Below are 16,592 nucleotides of genomic sequence, written 5' to 3' on the forward strand. Positions count from 1 at the left end.
AGGGCAGCTAGTCGATGACCTTGCTCTGGTTGTAGCTGGCGGAGCGTTCCTGCCCGCTGAGCTCGGCGACGGCGTCCATGATGCGGTCCGTGACCTGCCTGCGGGCCGGGAGCGAGTGGTCCGGCCCGGTCTTGTCGAAGTACAGCGGCTCCCCCACCTTCATGGTGAAGTGTTGCGGCCGGACTCCCTTTTCGCCGGCGCGCTGCAGGTTTTCGGTCCCGATGAGACCCACGGGGATCACGGGGGCGCCGGTGGTCAAGGCCAGCCAGCCCACTCCGGTGCGGCCGCGGTAGAGGATGCCGTCGCGTGAACGGGTCCCTTCCGGGTAGATGCCGATTCCGCGGCCGGACTCGAGGATGTCCATGAGGGTCTTGAGAGCCTGGACACTGGCGGCCTGTTCGCCGCGTTCCACCGGGATGGAACCCACCGATTCGAAGAAGGCCTTCATGACCTTGCCCTTGACGCCGCCCGTGGTGAAGTACTCCGCCTTGGCGAAAAAGGCGACCGGGCGGGGCATCAGCGCCTGGACAATGACGCTGTCAAAGAAAGAGAGGTGGTTGGGTGCCACGATGAAGGGCCCGTCGGCGGGGACGTTTTCGATGCCGACGACGGTGGGCCGGCAGGTGCCGGCAATCAGGCTGCGCGTGGTCCAGCGGACAGCTTCAAACATTTCCATCGTTGGTCACCTCGCTCATTGCGGCCGAGTGGATGGATTCAAGGCGGTCTATAGTGCCCACCAGTTCGTCCGCGGTTGCCACCACGGCCACAGCTCCGGCAGTCTCCAGTTCGCCGTCGGGTGCGAAACCCCAGGCAACCCCGATGCAGTCCAGGCCGTTGGCGATGGCACCGGCGACGTCCTGCGCGCGGTCCCCCACCATCAGCGCGTGATGCGTGCCCAGGTCCTTCAGGGCGGCAGCGATGATTTCCGTCTTTCCGACCGGGACCCCGTCCACGGCAGACTCGTCATCTGCCGAGCCGTGGATTCCCTGGAACAGCCCGTCGATCCCGTGATGTGCCAGGACGGTGTGGGCGAGCCCCTGGGGTTTCTGGGTGGCCACGGCAATCGGCCGGCCTGCAGCCACATAGGATTCCAGCACTTCGCGAACGCCCGGATAGAGGCGGCTCTGGCCGATTCCGGTAGCCACGTAGTACTCACGGTAGCGGCGGATAACCTCATCCAGCAGCCCGGCCGGAACCCCGGCCACGTTCAGCAGCGAGTCGCTCAGCTTCGGGCCGATCATCGCTTCGAGCAGTTCCTGGCCGGGAACTGGAAGCCCCAGCCCCTGAAGGGCCGCAGCAATTCCATCTGTTATCCCACCGGCCGGATCGACAAGAGTGCCGTCCAGGTCAAAGATCACGGGCACTGTTGTTTGAGTCACCGGGTTAGTTTCTCATGACAGCACTCGTGCCTGAAACTCGCATTCCCGCCACGGAATATTTCCGCGGCGGGTAGGCGATCTATGGCAGGATTTCGGCCAGGAACGCAGCAGTGTGGCTGGTGGTGGACTTGGCGAGCTGCTCAGGCGTGCCGGCAGCGACAATCTGGCCGCCTCCCGAGCCGCCGTCGGGACCCAGGTCCACAATCCAGTCGGCACTCTTGATGACGTCCAGGTTGTGTTCGATGGTGATCACCGTGTTGCCCTTGTCCACCAGTCCCTGCAGCACCATCAGCAGCTTGCGGATGTCCTCGAAGTGCAGGCCTGTGGTGGGCTCATCCAGGACGTAGACGCTGCGTCCGTTTGACCGCTTCTGCAGTTCCGCTGCCAACTTCACGCGCTGGGCCTCGCCGCCGGAGAGTGTGGTGGCAGGCTGCCCGAGCCGGACGTACCCAAGCCCCACGTCCACGAGCGTGTTGAGGTGGCGGGCGATCGGAGAAAACGCCGCGAAGAACTCGGCGCCCTCCTCGATGGGCATGTTCAGGACGTCCGCGATGGTTTTGCCCTTGTAGTGGACTTCCAGCGTTTCGCGGTTGTAGCGCGCACCATGGCACACTTCGCAGGGCACGTACACATCCGGCAGGAAGTTCATCTCGATCTTCAGGGTGCCGTCACCGGAGCATGCCTCGCACCGCCCGCCCTTGACGTTGAAGGAAAAGCGCCCGGGAAGGTAACCGCGGACCTTCGCTTCGGTGGTTTCGGCGAAGAGCTTGCGGATGTTGTCGAAAACGCCCGTATACGTGGCCGGGTTGGAGCGCGGCGTCCGGCCGATGGGGCTCTGGTCGACGTGCACCACCTTGTCCAGGTGTTCCAGGCCCTGGACCGTTTTGTGCCGGCCGGCAACCTGCTTGGCGCCGTTGAGCTTGTTGGCCAGCACCTTGTAGAGGATTTCGTTGACCAGGGTGGACTTGCCGGACCCGCTGACGCCGGTCACGGCGGTGAAGAGACCCAGCGGGAACGCGGCGTCGACGTTGACCAGGTTGTTTTCCCGGGCGCCGATCACCTTGAGTTCACGCTTTTTGTCGTACTTCCGGCGCTTCTTGGGGACCTCAATCTTCTTCCGCCCGGACAGGTAGTCGCCTGTCAGCGAAGCCGTGTTTTCCAGCAGCTCCTTGTAGGAGCCGGAGTGGACCACCTGGCCGCCGTGCTCGCCGGCGCCCGGTCCAATGTCCACCACCCAGTCGGCGACATGGATGGTGTCTTCGTCGTGCTCCACCACGATGAGCGTGTTGCCCATGTCGCGGAGCCTGGTCAGGGTGTCGATCAGGCGCCGGTTGTCGCGCTGGTGCAGTCCGATGGACGGTTCGTCGAGAACGTACAGGACACCCACCAGGCCGGAACCGATCTGGGTGGCCAGGCGGATGCGCTGGGCTTCGCCGCCGGACAGCGTGGCGGAGGGCCGTTCGAGATTCAGGTATTCCAGCCCGACGTCCAGCAGGAAGGTCAGGCGTGCCTGGATCTCCTTCAGCACCTGATGCGCGATCTGCGCTTCGCGGCCGGTCAGCACCAGGTTGTTCAGGAAGTCGGCGCAGTCCCGCATGGGGAGGGCGGCGACGTCGGCAATGGACTTGCCGTTGATGAGAACCGACAGGGACGCAGGATTGAGGCGTGCGCCGTTGCAGGCAGGGCAGGGAATCTGCCGCATGTACTCTTCGTACCGGTCGCGGGCCCACTCGGAGTCCGTCTCGCCGTGTTTCCGGTGGACGTACTGGATGGCACCTTCAAAGCCGGTGCTGTATTTCCGTTCGCGGCCGAACCGGTTCTTATACTGCACCACCACTTTGTGGTCCTTGCCGTGCAGCACTGTCTGCCGGACATCACTGCCCAGCTTCTCCCATGGAGTGTCCATGGAGAAACCGAGTTCCTTGGCGAGGCCTTCGAGGAGCCTGTTCCAGTACTCGGTGGTGGCAGTGCCCAGGGACCACGGAGCGATGGCGCCCTCGGACAGCGAAAGCTCGGGGTTGGGGACGATGAGTTCCTCGTCCACCTCCAGCTTGGTGCCGATGCCGCTGCAGGCCGCGCAGGCGCCGAACGGGTTGTTGAACGAGAAGGACCTCGGTTCGATTTCGTCAATCGCCAGCGGATGCTCGTTGGGGCAGGCCAGGTTTTCGGAGAACGCCCGGAGCCGGTGGGGATCGTCAGCTTCGAGGTCCACGAACTCGGCGAGCACCCTGCCCTCGGCCAGGCCCAGCGCGGTTTCGATGGAGTCGGTGAGGCGCTGGCTGATGCCTTCCTTGACCACCAGGCGGTCAACCACTACTTCGATGGTGTGCTTGAACTGCTTTCCCAGCTTGGGCGGGTCGTTGAGCTGGACCAGGTTTCCGTCCACGCGGGCGCGGGAGTAGCCCTTGGCGGTGAGTTCCTTGAAAAGGTCAACAAACTCCCCCTTCCGGCCGCGCACCACGGGAGCGAGGACCTGGAAGCGGGTGCCTTCGTCCAGCTCGAGCAGCTGGTCCACGATCTGCTGCGGTGTCTGCTTGGCCACGGGCTCGCCGCAGACAGGGCAGTGCGGCCGGCCCACGCGTGCCCAGAGCAGGCGCATGTAGTCGTAGATCTCGGTGATGGTCCCCACGGTGGAGCGGGGGTTTTTGCTGGTGGACTTCTGGTCGATGGAGACTGCCGGGGAGAGCCCCTCGATGAAGTCGACGTCGGGCTTGTCCACCTGGCCGAGGAACTGGCGGGCATACGCGGAGAGCGACTCGACGTAGCGGCGCTGGCCCTCGGCGAAGATGGTGTCGAAGGCGAGGGAGGACTTGCCGGAGCCGGACAACCCGGTGAAGACGATCATGGCGTCCCGGGGCAGGTCCAGGTCCACATTGCGCAGGTTGTGCTCCCGCGCCCCCTTGACCACCAGGCGGGACAGGTCCGGGCGCTTGGGCGCGGCGGACCGGGCCAGGGAAACTTCAACGGATTGGATGGCAGATTCTTCAGCTACGGCTTTAGGCACCCACTAATGCTAATCGAAAACTTCTTCGAACACCCACGCGGGGCGCTCAGCCGCCGTCGTAGGCCGCAGCCAGCAGCTGTACGGCCTCTGCGAACGAGGCGCCCTGGGCCTTGGCGGCGGCCGCATAGTCTGCTGCCGCGGCGGACAGGCCGCCCAGGCGCTCGTCGCGGGCGCAGACAACGGTGCCGTTCCTTCCCCGGGTGGCCACGACGCCCGCAGCTTCCAGTTCCTTGTAGGCCCTGGCGACGGTGTGGGGAGCGACGTCCAGCCGTTCCGCCAGTGCCCTGACGGCGGGGAGCCGGGTTCCCGGCGGCAGCTTTCCGCCGTCGGCCAGGTGGATTACCTGCAGCCTCAGCTGCTCGAACAGCGGTACGGAACTGGCTGCATTGGGCTTCCACGTCCCCGGGAACTCGGCCGGCGCGTTCAAATGCCGGCCTCGAGCGCGCCGCTGCGTCCCGCCTGCAGCGTGAACTGTGCGTTGTAGAGGCGGGTGTAATAGCTGTTCGCAGCGAGGAGGTCCCGGTGGGTGCCCTGCTCGACGATGCGTCCGTGATCCATGACCAGAATTAGATCAGCGTCGCGGACTGTGGACAAACGGTGCGCAATGACGAAGCTGGTCCGGCCCTGGCGCAACCGGTGCATGGCCTGGCGGATCAGCAGTTCCGTCCTCGAGTCCACGGAACTTGTTGCCTCATCGAGGACCTGTACGGGACGGGCCGCCAGCTGTGCCCGGGCGATGGTGATCAGCTGCCGCTGTCCCTGGCTGAGGCCGTCGCCGCCGTTCTCGAGGACGGTGTCGTACCCTTGCGGCAGCGACCTGACAAAGCGGTCCACATAGCTGGCCTCGGCAGCGGCAAGGATGTCCGCCTCGGTGGCGCCCGGCCTGCCGTAGGCGATGTTTTCCCGGATGGTGCCCGCAAACAGCCACGCGTCCTGGAGCACCACGCCGAAGCGGGCCCGCAGGCAATCGCGGGGAACCTCGGCAATATCCGTTCCGTCGATGGTGATCACGCCGGCATCCGGTGCACAGAAGCGCAGCAGGAGGTTGATCACCGTGCTCTTGCCGGCCCCGGTATGCCCCACCACAGCCACCGTCCGGCCCGGTTCCACTGTGAAGGACAGGTTGCGCACCGCGGGCGCTGCTCCCTGATACCCGAACGTCACATTGTCGAAGACGATGCGGCCTTCCGTGCCTTGGGCGTCTGGAGCAGGAGGCGCACCTGCAGCCGGGGACGGCGCGTCGGCGGGCTCCTCCTGCGTATCGAGCAGTGCGAAGACACGGGCCGCCGAGGCCGCGCAGGACTGCATCAGGTTGAGCATGCCGCCGATCTGGCCAACGGGCTGGGTGAAGAGCCTGCTGAACTGGATGAAAGCCTGGATCCCGCCGATGGTCATGGCCCCGGCGATCACCTGGAGGGCGCCCACCACCGCCACGGCGATGTAGCTGAGGTTGGACATCAGGACCATCAGGGGCTGCACCACCCCCGCCGAGTACTGAGCCCTGGTGGCTGCCCTGGCCAGCCGCTCATTGCTCAGGGCCACAACGTCCGCTGCCTGTGCCTGCCGCCCGAAGGCTTTGATCACCTCGTGGCCGCTGATGAATTCCTCCATGTGGGCGTTCAGCTGTCCCGTTTCCCTCCATTGCTTCTCGAACTGGGCCTGGGATTTCCGGGCCACCTGCACGGTGATGAGGGTGGACAGTGGAACCGTCGCAATCGCAATGGCCGCCAGCACGGGCGAGATCCACAGCATCATGGCCAGCGAGCCGCACAGCATCAGGACAGACATGATGAGTTGGGTGAGGAGCTGGTTGAGGGCCTGGGTGATGTTGTCGATGTCGTTCGTCGCCCGGCTCAGGACGTCGCCCCTGGAGCGCCCTCCGAAGTAGGTGACCGGCAGCCGGTGCAGTTTGCCCTCCACCGCTTCCCGGAGTCCGTACATCAGGCCCTGCACCGAGCGGGCGGAGAGCGCACCCTGGATCCAGTTGAAAAGGGAGGCGCCCACGTACATGAGCGCTACTGCACCCAGGATCAGCGCGAGCACTTCCTGGTCGAGGTTCCCGCTGAGCACGCCGTCCACCACGACGTCGGTGGCGTCCCCCAGGTACTTCGGCGCAGCCACGTTGAGGCCTGCGAACGCGCAGGTGGAGGCAACGGCGCCCAGCATATGCAGCCGGAACGGACGGAGGAGCCCAAGGAGCCGCCGGGCGGTGGGCCAAAAGCGCGCCTCCGCTCCGGCATCGGCTCCGGCGGTCACCGGCGGCCGTCCAGGGCCAGCTGCGACTCCGCTATTTCCCGGTACGTGGCGGACATTTCCAGTAACTCCTGGTGCGTTCCCTGCGCGACCAGGCGCCCGCCGTCGAGCACAAGGATCAGTCCCGCGCCTTCGACCGCGGAAATCCGCTCCGCCACCACCACCATCGTGGCCGCTGCCAGCTCTGCCTCAAGGGCCTGCCGCAGCCGGGTATCGGTGTCGTAGTCGAGGGCGGAAAAGCTGTCGTCAAAGAGGTACAGCGGAGCCCGGCGCAGCAGTGCGCGGGCAATGCACAGCCGCTGGCGCTGGCCGCCCGACAGGTTCATGCCGCCCTGGCCCAGCGGCGTGGCCAGCCCCAGCGGCAGGTCCCGCATAAAGCGCATGGTCTGGGCAGTTTCCAGGACTTCCCAGAGTTCGGCGTCCGTCGCTTCAGGTTTCGCCATCCGCAGGTTGCTGGCGATGGTGCCCGTGAAGAGGTGGGACCGCTGCGGGACTATCGCCATGGATTCCCGCAGGCTGTCCAACGACACCCTCTGGATGTCCACCCCGCCCAGGCTGATGCGCCCCGCCGTCGAATCAAGGAATCGCGGAATGAGGTTGAGGAGGGTCGATTTTCCGCTGCCGGTTGAACCCACGATGGCGGTGATGGTACCCGGGCAGGCGGTGAAGCTGATGTCGCTCAGGACGGGCGCCTCGGCCCCCGGGTAGGAGAAGCCTACGTGGCTGAACTCCAGCGTGGCCGGCAGGGGCTGCGGCAGCCGCTGGCCGTCGCCTGCGCCGGCGTGCTGCAGAAGAACCGGCTGCAGCGGATCGTCGGCCACGGGAAGCGGCTGCAGTGGCTGGAGGGAAAGGGCCTCCGGGTTCTCCGGCTGGCGTACCGATGGCTCGGTATCCAGGACGGCGCTGATCCGCTCGGCGCTCACTGATGCGCGGGGCGCCGTCATCAGGACGTACATGGACATCATGATGGCGAGCAGGATTTGCAGGATGTAGGCGATGAAGGCCGTCAGGGCGCCGATGTTCATCTGGCCGGTTTGGATCCGGTGCCCTCCGAACCACACCACGGCCACCGAGGAGATGTTGACCACGAGCATGACCAGCGGGAGCATGCCGGCAACCAGCAGTGCCGATGCGAGGTTGTTGGCGGTGAGGCTCCCGTTGACCCGGGCAAACCGGCGGACCTCGTGGTTTTGGCGGACAAAGGAACGGATCACGCTGGCACCCATGATCTGTTCCCTGAGGATGCCGCCGGCCCGGTCCAGCAGTTCCTGGCCTTCGCGGTAGAGCGGAATCAGCCGCCGGACAATGAGGTACATGATCAGCAGGAGCAGGGGCACAATAAAGATCACCACCGACGACAACGCCACGTCCTGCTGTACGGCCAGGACCACCCCGCCCACGCCCATGGCCGGACCGGCCACCAGCATGGTGAACACCAACACGGCGAAGGCCTGGATCTGCTGGGTATCGTTGGTGGCCCGGGTGGTGAGGCTTTGGGTTCCGAAGACGGCGACGTCCTGCGAAGACAGCGACTGGATCCTGGCGAAAATCTCATCGCGGAGCTGCCGGCCCATCTTCATGGCCACCACAGCAGCAAGATATCCGGCTGCTATGGCGGCCGCGGCCTGCAGGACGGCGATCACGGCCATCACTACGCCCAGGCGGGAAATGACTGCCGTGTTGCCGGCCACGATGCCGTGGTCGACGATAGCCGCATTGACGGTGGGCAACAGCAGGTTGGCCGCGGCCTGCACCAGTTGCAGCAGGACGATGGCGGCAATCCGGGTTTTATGACCCTGCAGCAGCCGCCTCATCAAAGCGATCAGCACCGTACCTCCACAGCGGTTGGGCACACCGGCCAGGGCGGCTGGCAGCCGTCCCCCAATCGGCCAACCCGGCAATTGTAAGGCAGATCACTTTCTTCTGCTGTCATGCGGCGTGACCGGCGTGTAGAGAATTTCAAGCGAATGGACTTCTGCCGGTCATCCCTTGCGCCCTACCGCGAAGATCCTGCGGAAAGGGAATACTGTGCCGTGCGGAGTGGGTGGATAGGCTTCCCGCAGCGCTGCGGCATATTCGGCCTCGAATTCTGCGCCATCTTCCGGTGACAACACTGCCAGGACCGGGCGAAGTGCGGTGCCCCGCACCCACTCCAGGACAGGATCCGTGCCGGGCAGCACCTGCTGGTAAGTGGTCTCCCACGCATCGGCGGTGAACCCGGCGTCGAGCAGGATCCGCAGGTACTCCCCGGGTTCACCGACGGACTCGCCGCCCCGCAGCACTCCGCGCAGCTTCGGCTCCCAGCGGGACGAACCGGCCAGTTCGCGCATCAGCGTATGGGACGGGGCATTGAAGTTTCCGGGGACCTGCATGCCAAACCACGAGCCGGGGCGAAGCGCGGCGAGCCAGTTCCGCATCATGTCCTGGTGGCCGGGCACCCACTGCAGGGCAGCGTTGCTCACCACTACCTCCGCCTCCGCGGAAGGCTCCCAGTCAGCAATATCCGTCAGTTCAAAGCGCAGGGAGGGTGTTCGGGCCGCGACCGCCGCGGCCTTGGCGAGCATCTCGGCCGAGGAATCAAGGCCCACGACGTCGGCCCCCGGCCAGCGCTCGGCCAGGGTGGCGGTGAGGTTCCCCGGACCGCACCCCAGGTCCACTGCCTGCACCGGCCGGTCGGCGTGGATCCTGCCGGTGAGGTCAAAGAATGGGCGGTCCCGGTAATCACCGAACTGAACGTACTTTGCCGGATCCCATTTCATACGCTTCTCCACTTTCTGGTGCCGCAGGTACCGGGAAGCCTAACCCGCGCCCGGGCGGTTTTCCGGGCACGTCCGGGCACTAAGCTGGAAAACAATGAGACTTGTTGATCAACTGCCCGATGCCTCCGCCCGGGATCTGCCCGCGTCCGCCGCCGATCCTGATGCCCTGTACTCCCGGTTCCTCGACTGGACGGCGAGCCGGGGCCTGGACCTGTACCCCGCGCAGGACGAGGCGATCATGGAGCTGGCCACCGGCGCCAACGTGATCCTTGCCACCCCGACGGGATCCGGGAAGTCGCTGGTAGCCATCGCCGCGCACTTCCAGGCCATGGCCCAGGGCCGGCGCAGCTACTACACCGCCCCCATCAAGGCGCTCGTCTCGGAAAAGTTCTTTGCGCTGTGCGAGATCTTCGGGGCCGAAAACGTGGGGATGATTACGGGCGATTCGGGGGTCAACCAGGACGCGCCGATCATCTGCTGCACGGCCGAAATCCTGGCCAACACCGCGCTCCGCGAAGGGGCAGCCGCCGATCTGGGATCCGTGGTCATGGACGAGTTCCACTTCTACTCGGACCCCCAGCGCGGCTGGGCCTGGCAGGTACCCCTGCTGGAGCTCCCCCAGGCGCAGTTCCTCCTGATGTCCGCCACGCTGGGTGACGTCAGCAGGTTCGAGAAGGGCCTGACGGACCTGACCGGGCGTCCCACCACAACAGTGAGCTCCGCTGAGCGGCCTATCCCGCTGCATTACTACTACCACGAGACTCCCGTCCACGAGACGCTCGAGGAGCTGCTGTCCACCCGGCAGGTGCCGGTCTACGTGGTGCACTTCAGCCAGATCGAAGCGATCGACCGCGCCCAGACACTGATGAGCATCAACGTCTGCACCCGCGAGGAGAAGGACAAGATCGCGGAACTGATCGCCAACTTCCGCTTCGCCGCCGGCTTCGGCAAGACCCTCAACCGGCTTGTCCGTCACGGCATCGGGGTGCACCACGCCGGCATGCTGCCGAAGTACCGCCGGCTGGTGGAACAGCTGGCCCAGGCAGGGCTGCTGAAAGTCATCTGCGGCACGGACACGTTGGGGGTGGGCATCAACGTGCCCATCCGCACCGTGGTCCTGACCGCCCTGAGCAAGTACGACGGCGTCCGCACCCGGCTGCTGAACCCGCGTGAGTTCCACCAGATCGCCGGCCGCGCCGGGCGGGCCGGCTACGACACCGCGGGCACGGTGGTGGTGCAGGCTCCCGAACACGTCATCGAGAACGTGAAGGCGATGGCCAAGGCCACCGCCAAGTTCGGCGACGACCAGCGGAAGCTGCGGCAGGTGGTGAAAAAGAAGCCGCCGGAAGGCTTCGTCTCCTGGGGCGAGCCCACCTTCAAGCGGCTGGTCGAATCGGTGCCGGACCCGTTGACTTCCAGCTTCACGGTGACCCACGCCATGCTGATGAACCTGATGGAACGGCCCGGCGACCCGTTCGCGGCCGCCCGCCGGCTGCTGACGGAAAACCACGAAACCCGGTCCTCCCAGCTGCAGCTGATGAAGAAGGCGCTGGGAATCTACCGCGAGCTGCTGGCCGCCGAAGTGGTGGAGCGGATTCCCGCTGGGCAGCAGGGGCCGGATGGCCGTACCGTCCGCCTCACTGTCCATCTGCAACCGAACTTCGCCCTCAACCAGCCGCTGTCCCCCTTTGCGCTCGCGGCGCTGGAGCTCCTCGACCCGGAATCGCCGTCGTACGCCCTGGACGTGGTGTCCGTGATCGAGGCGACGCTCGAAAAGCCGCGCCAGATCCTGTCCGCGCAACAGAAGAAGGCGCGCGGCGAGGCCATCGCGGCCATGAAGGCCGACGGCATCGAATACGACCAGCGGATGGCCATGCTCGATGAGGTGACGTATCCGCAGCCGCTGGCTGAGATCCTGGGCGAAGCGTTCGAGGTGTACCGCAAGGCTGCCCCGTGGGTGGGCGACTTTGAACTGGCTCCCAAGTCGGTGGTGCGGGACATGTACGAACGCGCCATGAACTTTGGCGAGTTCGTCCAGTTCTACGGACTGGCCCGCTCGGAAGGCATCGTGCTGCGCTACCTCGCCGATGCCTTCAAAGCGCTGCGGCAGACGGTGCCGCAGGACATGCTGCGTGATGACCTCGAAGATCTCAATGCCTGGCTGGGCGAACTGGTCCGTCAGGTTGACTCGAGCCTGCTGGATGAGTGGGAGGAACTGACCTCGGGCGCGGCTCCCACCCCGCGCGACGCGCCGCCGCCTCCCCCGCCGTCGCTCACGTCCAATATCCGCGCTTTCCGGGTGATGGTGCGTAACGAGATGTTCCGCCGGGTGGAGCTGTTCGCAGACGAGGACGCGGAAGCCCTGGGTGACTTGGACGGTGCCGCCGGCTGGGACGCCGGCCGCTGGGAGGACGCGCTGGACGAATACTTCGACGAACACAACGACATTGGCACGGGCCCCGATGCCCGCGGTCCCGGGCTGCTCATCATTAATGAGGAACCCGGCGTGTGGAAGGTCCGGCAGATCTTTGACGACCCCGCCCGGAACCACGACTGGGGCATTTCCGCGGAAGTGGACCTGGACGCGTCGAACGACACCGGAACAGCTGTCATACGGGTAACGGACGTCAACCGGCTCTGACCGCTGGCCACGGCACGCCGTGCTGCCGGCTGGCTGCATCTGCTGACTGCACCGGCACGGGTGGCGGCGGTAAGCTCGAACAATGAGTGTAATCCGCCCTGCAACCCCGCACGACGTCCCCACGATCCTCCGCATGATCCACGAACTGGCGCACTACGAGAAGGAACCGGACGCCGTCCGGAACACCCCGGAAATGCTCGAACAGGTTCTGTTTGGCGACAACCCGCGGGTCTTCGCTGCCATGGCGGAGAACACTGACGGGGAGGTCCGCGGCTTCGCCCTGTGGTTCCTGAACTACTCCACCTGGGAGGGCGTGCACGGGATTTACCTGGAGGACCTTTACGTCAGCCCGGAAGCCCGCGGTGAGGGGCACGGCAAGGCCCTGCTGCAGCACCTGGCCGGCATCGCCGTCGACAATGGCTACGCGAGGGTGGAATGGAGCGTCCTGGACTGGAACGAGCCGTCCATCAACTTCTACCGGCGGCTCGGCGCCCGGCCCATGGATGGCTGGTCCACGTTCCGGCTCACCGGCGAGGCGCTGGAGCAGTTCGGCAGCGCCGTCCCCGCCGCCGCCAATATCTGACGCACATGACTGAAACACGCGTGGCCGCCGGCCGCCTCACCTCCGGAACTGCGGCCGTCCGTCACGAGGTCAGGGCCCGGCACGAGTTCCGCGGCCTGCGGACCGTGGAGCACTACTTCACCGTGCCCCTGGACCATTTCGACGCTTCCGGCAGCTCCGAAACAATAACCGTCTTCGCCCGGGAGTACGTCTCGGCGGCCCACAGCGCCGAGGAAGCAGCAAGGCTCCCGTGGCTGCTGTTCCTGCAGGGCGGCCCGGGCGGCCGCGGCAACAGGTTCGGTTCCCTGGGCGGCTGGAGCAAGGCCGCCGGCAAGGACTTCCGCATCCTGATGCTGGACCAGCGCGGCACCGGGTTGTCCACTCCCCTGGACCGGAACACGCTGCCCCTGCGCGGGTCGGCGGCGGAGCAGGCAGCGTACCTGGAGCATTTCCGGGCGGACTCAATCGTGGCCGACGCCGAGCTGATCCGCGCCGCCCTGGGGTCGCCGCCCTGGAGCATCTACGGGCAGAGCTATGGCGGTTTTTGCGCCCTCACCTACCTCTCCTTCGCCCCCGAGGGGCTGCGTGAGGCGTTGATCACCGGCGGACTGGCACCGCTTGCCGGCCCGGCGGACAACGTGTACCGGGCAACGTTCAAGCGGGTAGCGGCACGCAACGCCGAATACTTCACCTGGTACCCGGAGGACCGGGCCACGGTGGACAGGATTGCGGACCACTTGCGTAGCGCCCAGGAGCTCCTGCCCGACGGCGGCGCCCTCACCGTGGAGCGTTTCCAGATGGTGGGTGCCTTCCTGGGCGGCAATACGAGGGTGGACAGCCTCCACTACCTGCTGGAGGATGCGTTCACGGAGGCTGCCGGCGGCCCCCGGCTGACGGACTCGTTCCTGGAACAGGTGCAGGGCATCGTCTCGCGCCGCTCCAACCCGCTCTATGCCCTGATGCACGAGTCCATTTACGGACAGGGAGAGGCCACGGACTGGTCCGCGTGGCGGGTACTTCGCGAGTTTCCGGAGTTCCGGCCGGACGCGGACCCGCTGCTGCTTACCGGTGAAATGGTGTACCCGTGGTACTTCGACCAGGACCCGGCCCTGCGGCCGCTGCGCGAAGTCGCCGGGCTTCTGGCAGCCAAGCCGGACTGGAAGCCGCTGTACGATGCCGGCCGGCTTGCCGCCAACACGGTCCCTGTAGCGGCCGCCGTCTACTCGGACGACATTTACGTGGAGCGCGACCTTTCCCTCGAAACGGCCGCAGCGGTCCGCGGGCTGCAGGTCTGGGAAACACCGGACTTCCATCATGACGGGATTGCCGACGACGGCGAGGGGATCTTCAACCGCCTGCTCGGCATGGTGCGCGGAGTCCGGAACTGACCTGCGGCCGGGCCGGTGCACGTCTTCAGGGCGTCAAAGAATCCCGCCGCCGCGCCACCCGCGCCACGACGGCGGCGGCCAGGACTGCAGCTCCCACCACCGCACCCGCCAGGTTCAGCCCCAGGTAGCCGGTCTGGCTGAGGACGAGGCCTGATGCGGCACCGCCCACCGCACCGGCGACGCCCATCAGCATGTCCGACACACCCTGAACCACCACGCGGGATTCCTGGCCCACGCTCTCGGCAAGGAGGGTGGAGCCCGAGATGGTGGACGCGGACCAGCCGACACCGAGCAGCACCAGCCCAATGGCCACCGCGGTGGTGGAGGCTTGGCCGAATCCGGCAACGGCGACAGCCGTGATGATCGTCGCGAAGCCGATCATGATGGTCTCAGTCCTGCCGGCCTTGTCCGTCAGCCAGCCCATCACCGGTGACAGCGCGAACATCCCGGCAATGTGCAGGGAAATGGTGAAGCCGATGACCACCAGGACGTCCCCGGTGGGCGCATGGCCGGCGTGGCCCGGCCCGGCCACCAGCTCCTGCAGGTGGAGCGGAGTCATGGACATCACGCCCACCATCACCCCGTGCGCTCCCACCAGGGCGGCCACCGCCAGCAGGGCTGCCCGCGATGCGCGGATGGCCCGAATCCCCCGGACCAGCGAGCCGGGTGCCCGGGCCTGCAGGGCTGCCGGCTGATTAACGGGGCGGCCTACGGGCTGGCTGGCATCCTGGTTTCCTGCCGTCGCGGCAGCGAGATCGCGCGCCAGCAGCAGTGGGTCCGGCCGCAGGCCAAAGAACAGCAGGACGACGGCGAGGAGCAGTCCCACGGCGGAGATGACAAAGGGACCCGCCACAGGAGGCAGGCCGAGGGCCTGGCCCACCACGGCCCCTGGCTGGATCAGATTGGGCCCGGTGACGGCTCCGACTGTTACGGCCCACACAACGGCGGACAGTGCCCGGCCGCGGTGTTCGGCGTCCGCGAGGTCGGCGGCGGCAAAGCGCGCCTGCAGGCTCGCGGCGGTGCCTATCCCGACGCCCGCTGCGCCCAGGATGAGCAGGACGAAGAGGCCCGTGACCACGGAAAGGACCATCAGCAGGGCGCCGGCCATGGCGGCCGACAGTCCCGCCACCTGGCCAATGCGGCGGCCCCGCCGGTCAGCCAGGGCGGCCAGCGGCAGGGCAGCCAGCGCCGCGCCCAGGGTCATCACCGTGGCCACCGCGCCCGCCCACGCGTTGGAGCCGGAGAGTTCGACGGCGAGGATGGAGCCGATGGACACTGTGGCGCCGGTCCCGATGCCGCCAAACACCTGGGCTGCACTCAACAGCACCACGGTGCGCCGCTGCACCTGGCGCACTCTGCTTTCCGTCATCAAAGTGCCCGCCATGATCCGAGCATAGACCCCGGCGCATCCGTCCTGCAGTGCTTTTTAAGCAAGTAATCCCGGCCGCGGGTGCGGCCAGGATTACTTGTCTGAGCAGTTGCGCCGAAGTTCTAGTCGACGTCGCTGTGGCTCTTCCGCACGTCTTCCTCAAGCCGCGGATCGAGATGTGCTTCCTTGGCCTTGGAGCTGAGGAGGCTGGCCACCACTGCGATCAGGATGGTGCCCACGATGACTGCCAGGGACACGAAGGTGGGGATCTCCGGAGCCCATTCGATGTGCTGGCCGCCGTTGATGAACGGCAGTTCGTTGACGTGCATGGCGTGCAGGACCAGCTTGACGCCGATGAACGCCAGGATGAAGGACAGTGCGTGCTTCAGGTAGATCAGGCGGTTCATCAGGCCACCCAGCAGGAAGTACAGCTGGCGCAGGCCCATCAGGGCGAAGAGGTTGGCCGTGAACACAATGAACGGGCTCTGGGTGAGTCCGAAGATGGCGGGAATGGAATCGACGGCGAACAACAGGTCGGTCATGCCGATGGTGATGAACACGATGACCATCGGGGTGAAGACCTTCTTGCCGTTCACCACGGTGCGGAGCTTACCGCCGTCGTACTTCTCCGACATCGGGATGATCGTGCGGATCTTCGCGATGAGCGGGTTTTCCCGGTCCTCTTCGTCTTCGCCCTCATCCTGGGCCTGCTTCCAGGCGGTCCAGAGCAGGAACGCGCCGAAGATGTAGAACACCCAGCTGAACTGCTCGATCACGATGGCGCCGAGCAGGATGAAGATGCCGCGCAGGATCAGGGCGATGATGATGCCCACCATCAGCACTTCCTGCTGGTACTTCCGGGGCACCGAGAACCTGGCCATGATGATGATGAAGACAAACAGGTTGTCGATGCTGAGGCTGTATTCGGTCACCCAGCCGGCGACGAACTGGCCGCCGTATTCCGGTCCGGTAAACGCGAACATGGCACCAGCGAACGCCAGGGCCAGGGTGACGTAGAACGCCACCCACAGGCCGGCTTCCTTCATGGAGGGTTCGTGGGGGCGGCGGACCACCAGGAGAAGGTCAATCAGGAGGATGAGGCCGAGGACGACAAAGGAGCCGACCTCGAACCAGACGGGCAAATCGAGCACAGGGTAGCCTTTCGCAGGGTACAGAGATGCGTTGTAAGTCTCTCCGGCCTGCCTGTGCACTTGGTGCTGATGCGGCGGCCCGCTAC

At 66.0% G+C, this 16,592-nt stretch carries 12 protein-coding genes; 3 read left to right on the forward strand and 9 right to left on the reverse strand.

The window, feature by feature from the left end:
- Positions 1 to 7: 7 nt before the first annotated feature.
- The 7 genes from ARTSIC4J27_RS11595 to ARTSIC4J27_RS11625 form a co-directional block, all read right to left on the reverse strand.
- A complete protein-coding gene (locus ARTSIC4J27_RS11595; protein WP_050055350.1) occupies positions 8 to 676 on the reverse strand; it encodes a lysophospholipid acyltransferase family protein in 669 nt (222 codons plus the stop codon).
- The gene (locus ARTSIC4J27_RS11600; protein WP_050055351.1) at positions 663 to 1,379 is read right to left on the reverse strand and encodes an HAD hydrolase-like protein; all 717 of its coding nucleotides are present in this window, start codon (positions 1,377 to 1,379) and stop codon (positions 663 to 665) included. The genes ARTSIC4J27_RS11595 and ARTSIC4J27_RS11600 overlap by 14 nt, the downstream gene beginning before the upstream one ends.
- A gap of 79 nt (positions 1,380 to 1,458) precedes the next feature.
- Positions 1,459 to 4,383 (reverse strand): excinuclease ABC subunit UvrA, encoded by a 2,925-nt coding sequence (gene uvrA, locus ARTSIC4J27_RS11605; protein ID WP_050055352.1) that lies wholly within the window; start codon positions 4,381 to 4,383, stop codon positions 1,459 to 1,461.
- Between the two features lie 46 nt (positions 4,384 to 4,429).
- Positions 4,430 to 4,810, reverse strand: a complete 381-nt coding sequence (locus ARTSIC4J27_RS11610) for a GntR family transcriptional regulator (RefSeq protein WP_050055353.1) — start codon at positions 4,808 to 4,810, stop codon at positions 4,430 to 4,432.
- Complete coding sequence (locus ARTSIC4J27_RS11615; RefSeq protein WP_407681129.1) at positions 4,807 to 6,549, reverse strand: ABC transporter ATP-binding protein; 1,743 nt, start codon at positions 6,547 to 6,549, stop codon at positions 4,807 to 4,809. Before ARTSIC4J27_RS11615 ends, ARTSIC4J27_RS11610 begins: the two co-directional genes overlap by 4 nt.
- Before the next feature lie 86 nt (positions 6,550 to 6,635).
- A complete protein-coding gene (locus tag ARTSIC4J27_RS11620; protein WP_050055592.1) occupies positions 6,636 to 8,450 on the reverse strand; it encodes an ABC transporter ATP-binding protein in 1,815 nt (604 codons plus the stop codon).
- Positions 8,451 to 8,618: 168 nt separating this feature from the next.
- On the reverse strand, positions 8,619 to 9,395 hold the full coding sequence (locus tag ARTSIC4J27_RS11625; protein WP_050055355.1) for a trans-aconitate 2-methyltransferase: 777 nt from the start codon (positions 9,393 to 9,395) through the stop codon (positions 8,619 to 8,621).
- A 94-nt stretch (positions 9,396 to 9,489) separates the two neighbouring features.
- Here ARTSIC4J27_RS11625 and ARTSIC4J27_RS11630 point away from each other — a divergent pair, with 94 nt between their 5' ends.
- From ARTSIC4J27_RS11630 to ARTSIC4J27_RS11640, 3 genes are all read left to right on the forward strand, one after another.
- Positions 9,490 to 12,036 carry a DEAD/DEAH box helicase gene (locus ARTSIC4J27_RS11630; protein ID WP_050055356.1) on the forward strand — a complete coding sequence of 849 codons (2,547 nt, stop codon included), beginning with the start codon at positions 9,490 to 9,492 and terminating at the stop codon, positions 12,034 to 12,036.
- An 82-nt stretch (positions 12,037 to 12,118) separates the two neighbouring features.
- Positions 12,119 to 12,619 (forward strand): GNAT family N-acetyltransferase, encoded by a 501-nt coding sequence (locus ARTSIC4J27_RS11635; protein ID WP_050055357.1) that lies wholly within the window; start codon positions 12,119 to 12,121, stop codon positions 12,617 to 12,619.
- 5 nt (positions 12,620 to 12,624) lie between these two features.
- Entirely contained in the window at positions 12,625 to 13,986 is a 1,362-nt protein-coding gene (locus tag ARTSIC4J27_RS11640) for an alpha/beta fold hydrolase (RefSeq protein ID WP_050055358.1), read from the forward strand.
- Positions 13,987 to 14,011: 25 nt separating this feature from the next.
- On the opposite strand, the gene ARTSIC4J27_RS11645 is transcribed toward ARTSIC4J27_RS11640, so the two are convergent.
- Positions 14,012 to 15,370: an MFS transporter gene (locus ARTSIC4J27_RS11645; RefSeq protein ID WP_050055359.1), complete on the reverse strand. Its 1,359-nt coding sequence runs from the start codon at positions 15,368 to 15,370 to the stop codon at positions 14,012 to 14,014.
- Positions 15,371 to 15,477: 107 nt separating this feature from the next.
- Positions 15,478 to 16,506, reverse strand: coding sequence for a TerC family protein (locus tag ARTSIC4J27_RS11650; protein WP_050055360.1), 1,029 nt, complete (start codon positions 16,504 to 16,506; stop codon positions 15,478 to 15,480).
- Positions 16,507 to 16,592 lie beyond the last annotated feature (86 nt).

Origin of the sequence: Pseudarthrobacter siccitolerans, from assembly GCF_001046895.1 — a bacterium.
GTDB lineage: Bacteria > Actinomycetota > Actinomycetes > Actinomycetales > Micrococcaceae > Arthrobacter > Arthrobacter siccitolerans.

Bases quoted from the DNA above. Each gene is read 5' to 3' on its own strand.
- ARTSIC4J27_RS11630 (WP_050055356.1), top strand. From the start codon at position 9,490: ATGAGACTTGTTGATCAACTGCCCGATGCCTCCGCCCGGGATCTGCCC.
- ARTSIC4J27_RS11645 (WP_050055359.1), bottom strand. From the start codon at position 15,370: ATGGCGGGCACTTTGATGACGGAAAGCAGAGTGCGCCAGGTGCAGCGG.
- ARTSIC4J27_RS11635 (WP_050055357.1), top strand. From the start codon at position 12,119: ATGAGTGTAATCCGCCCTGCAACCCCGCACGACGTCCCCACGATCCTC.
- ARTSIC4J27_RS11615 (WP_407681129.1), bottom strand. From the start codon at position 6,549: ATGCTGGGCGCCGTTGCCTCCACCTGCGCGTTCGCAGGCCTCAACGTG.
- ARTSIC4J27_RS11595 (WP_050055350.1), bottom strand. From the start codon at position 676: ATGGAAATGTTTGAAGCTGTCCGCTGGACCACGCGCAGCCTGATTGCC.
- ARTSIC4J27_RS11640 (WP_050055358.1), top strand. From the start codon at position 12,625: ATGACTGAAACACGCGTGGCCGCCGGCCGCCTCACCTCCGGAACTGCG.
- ARTSIC4J27_RS11620 (WP_050055592.1), bottom strand. From the start codon at position 8,450: ATGAGGCGGCTGCTGCAGGGTCATAAAACCCGGATTGCCGCCATCGTC.
- ARTSIC4J27_RS11625 (WP_050055355.1), bottom strand. From the start codon at position 9,395: ATGAAATGGGATCCGGCAAAGTACGTTCAGTTCGGTGATTACCGGGAC.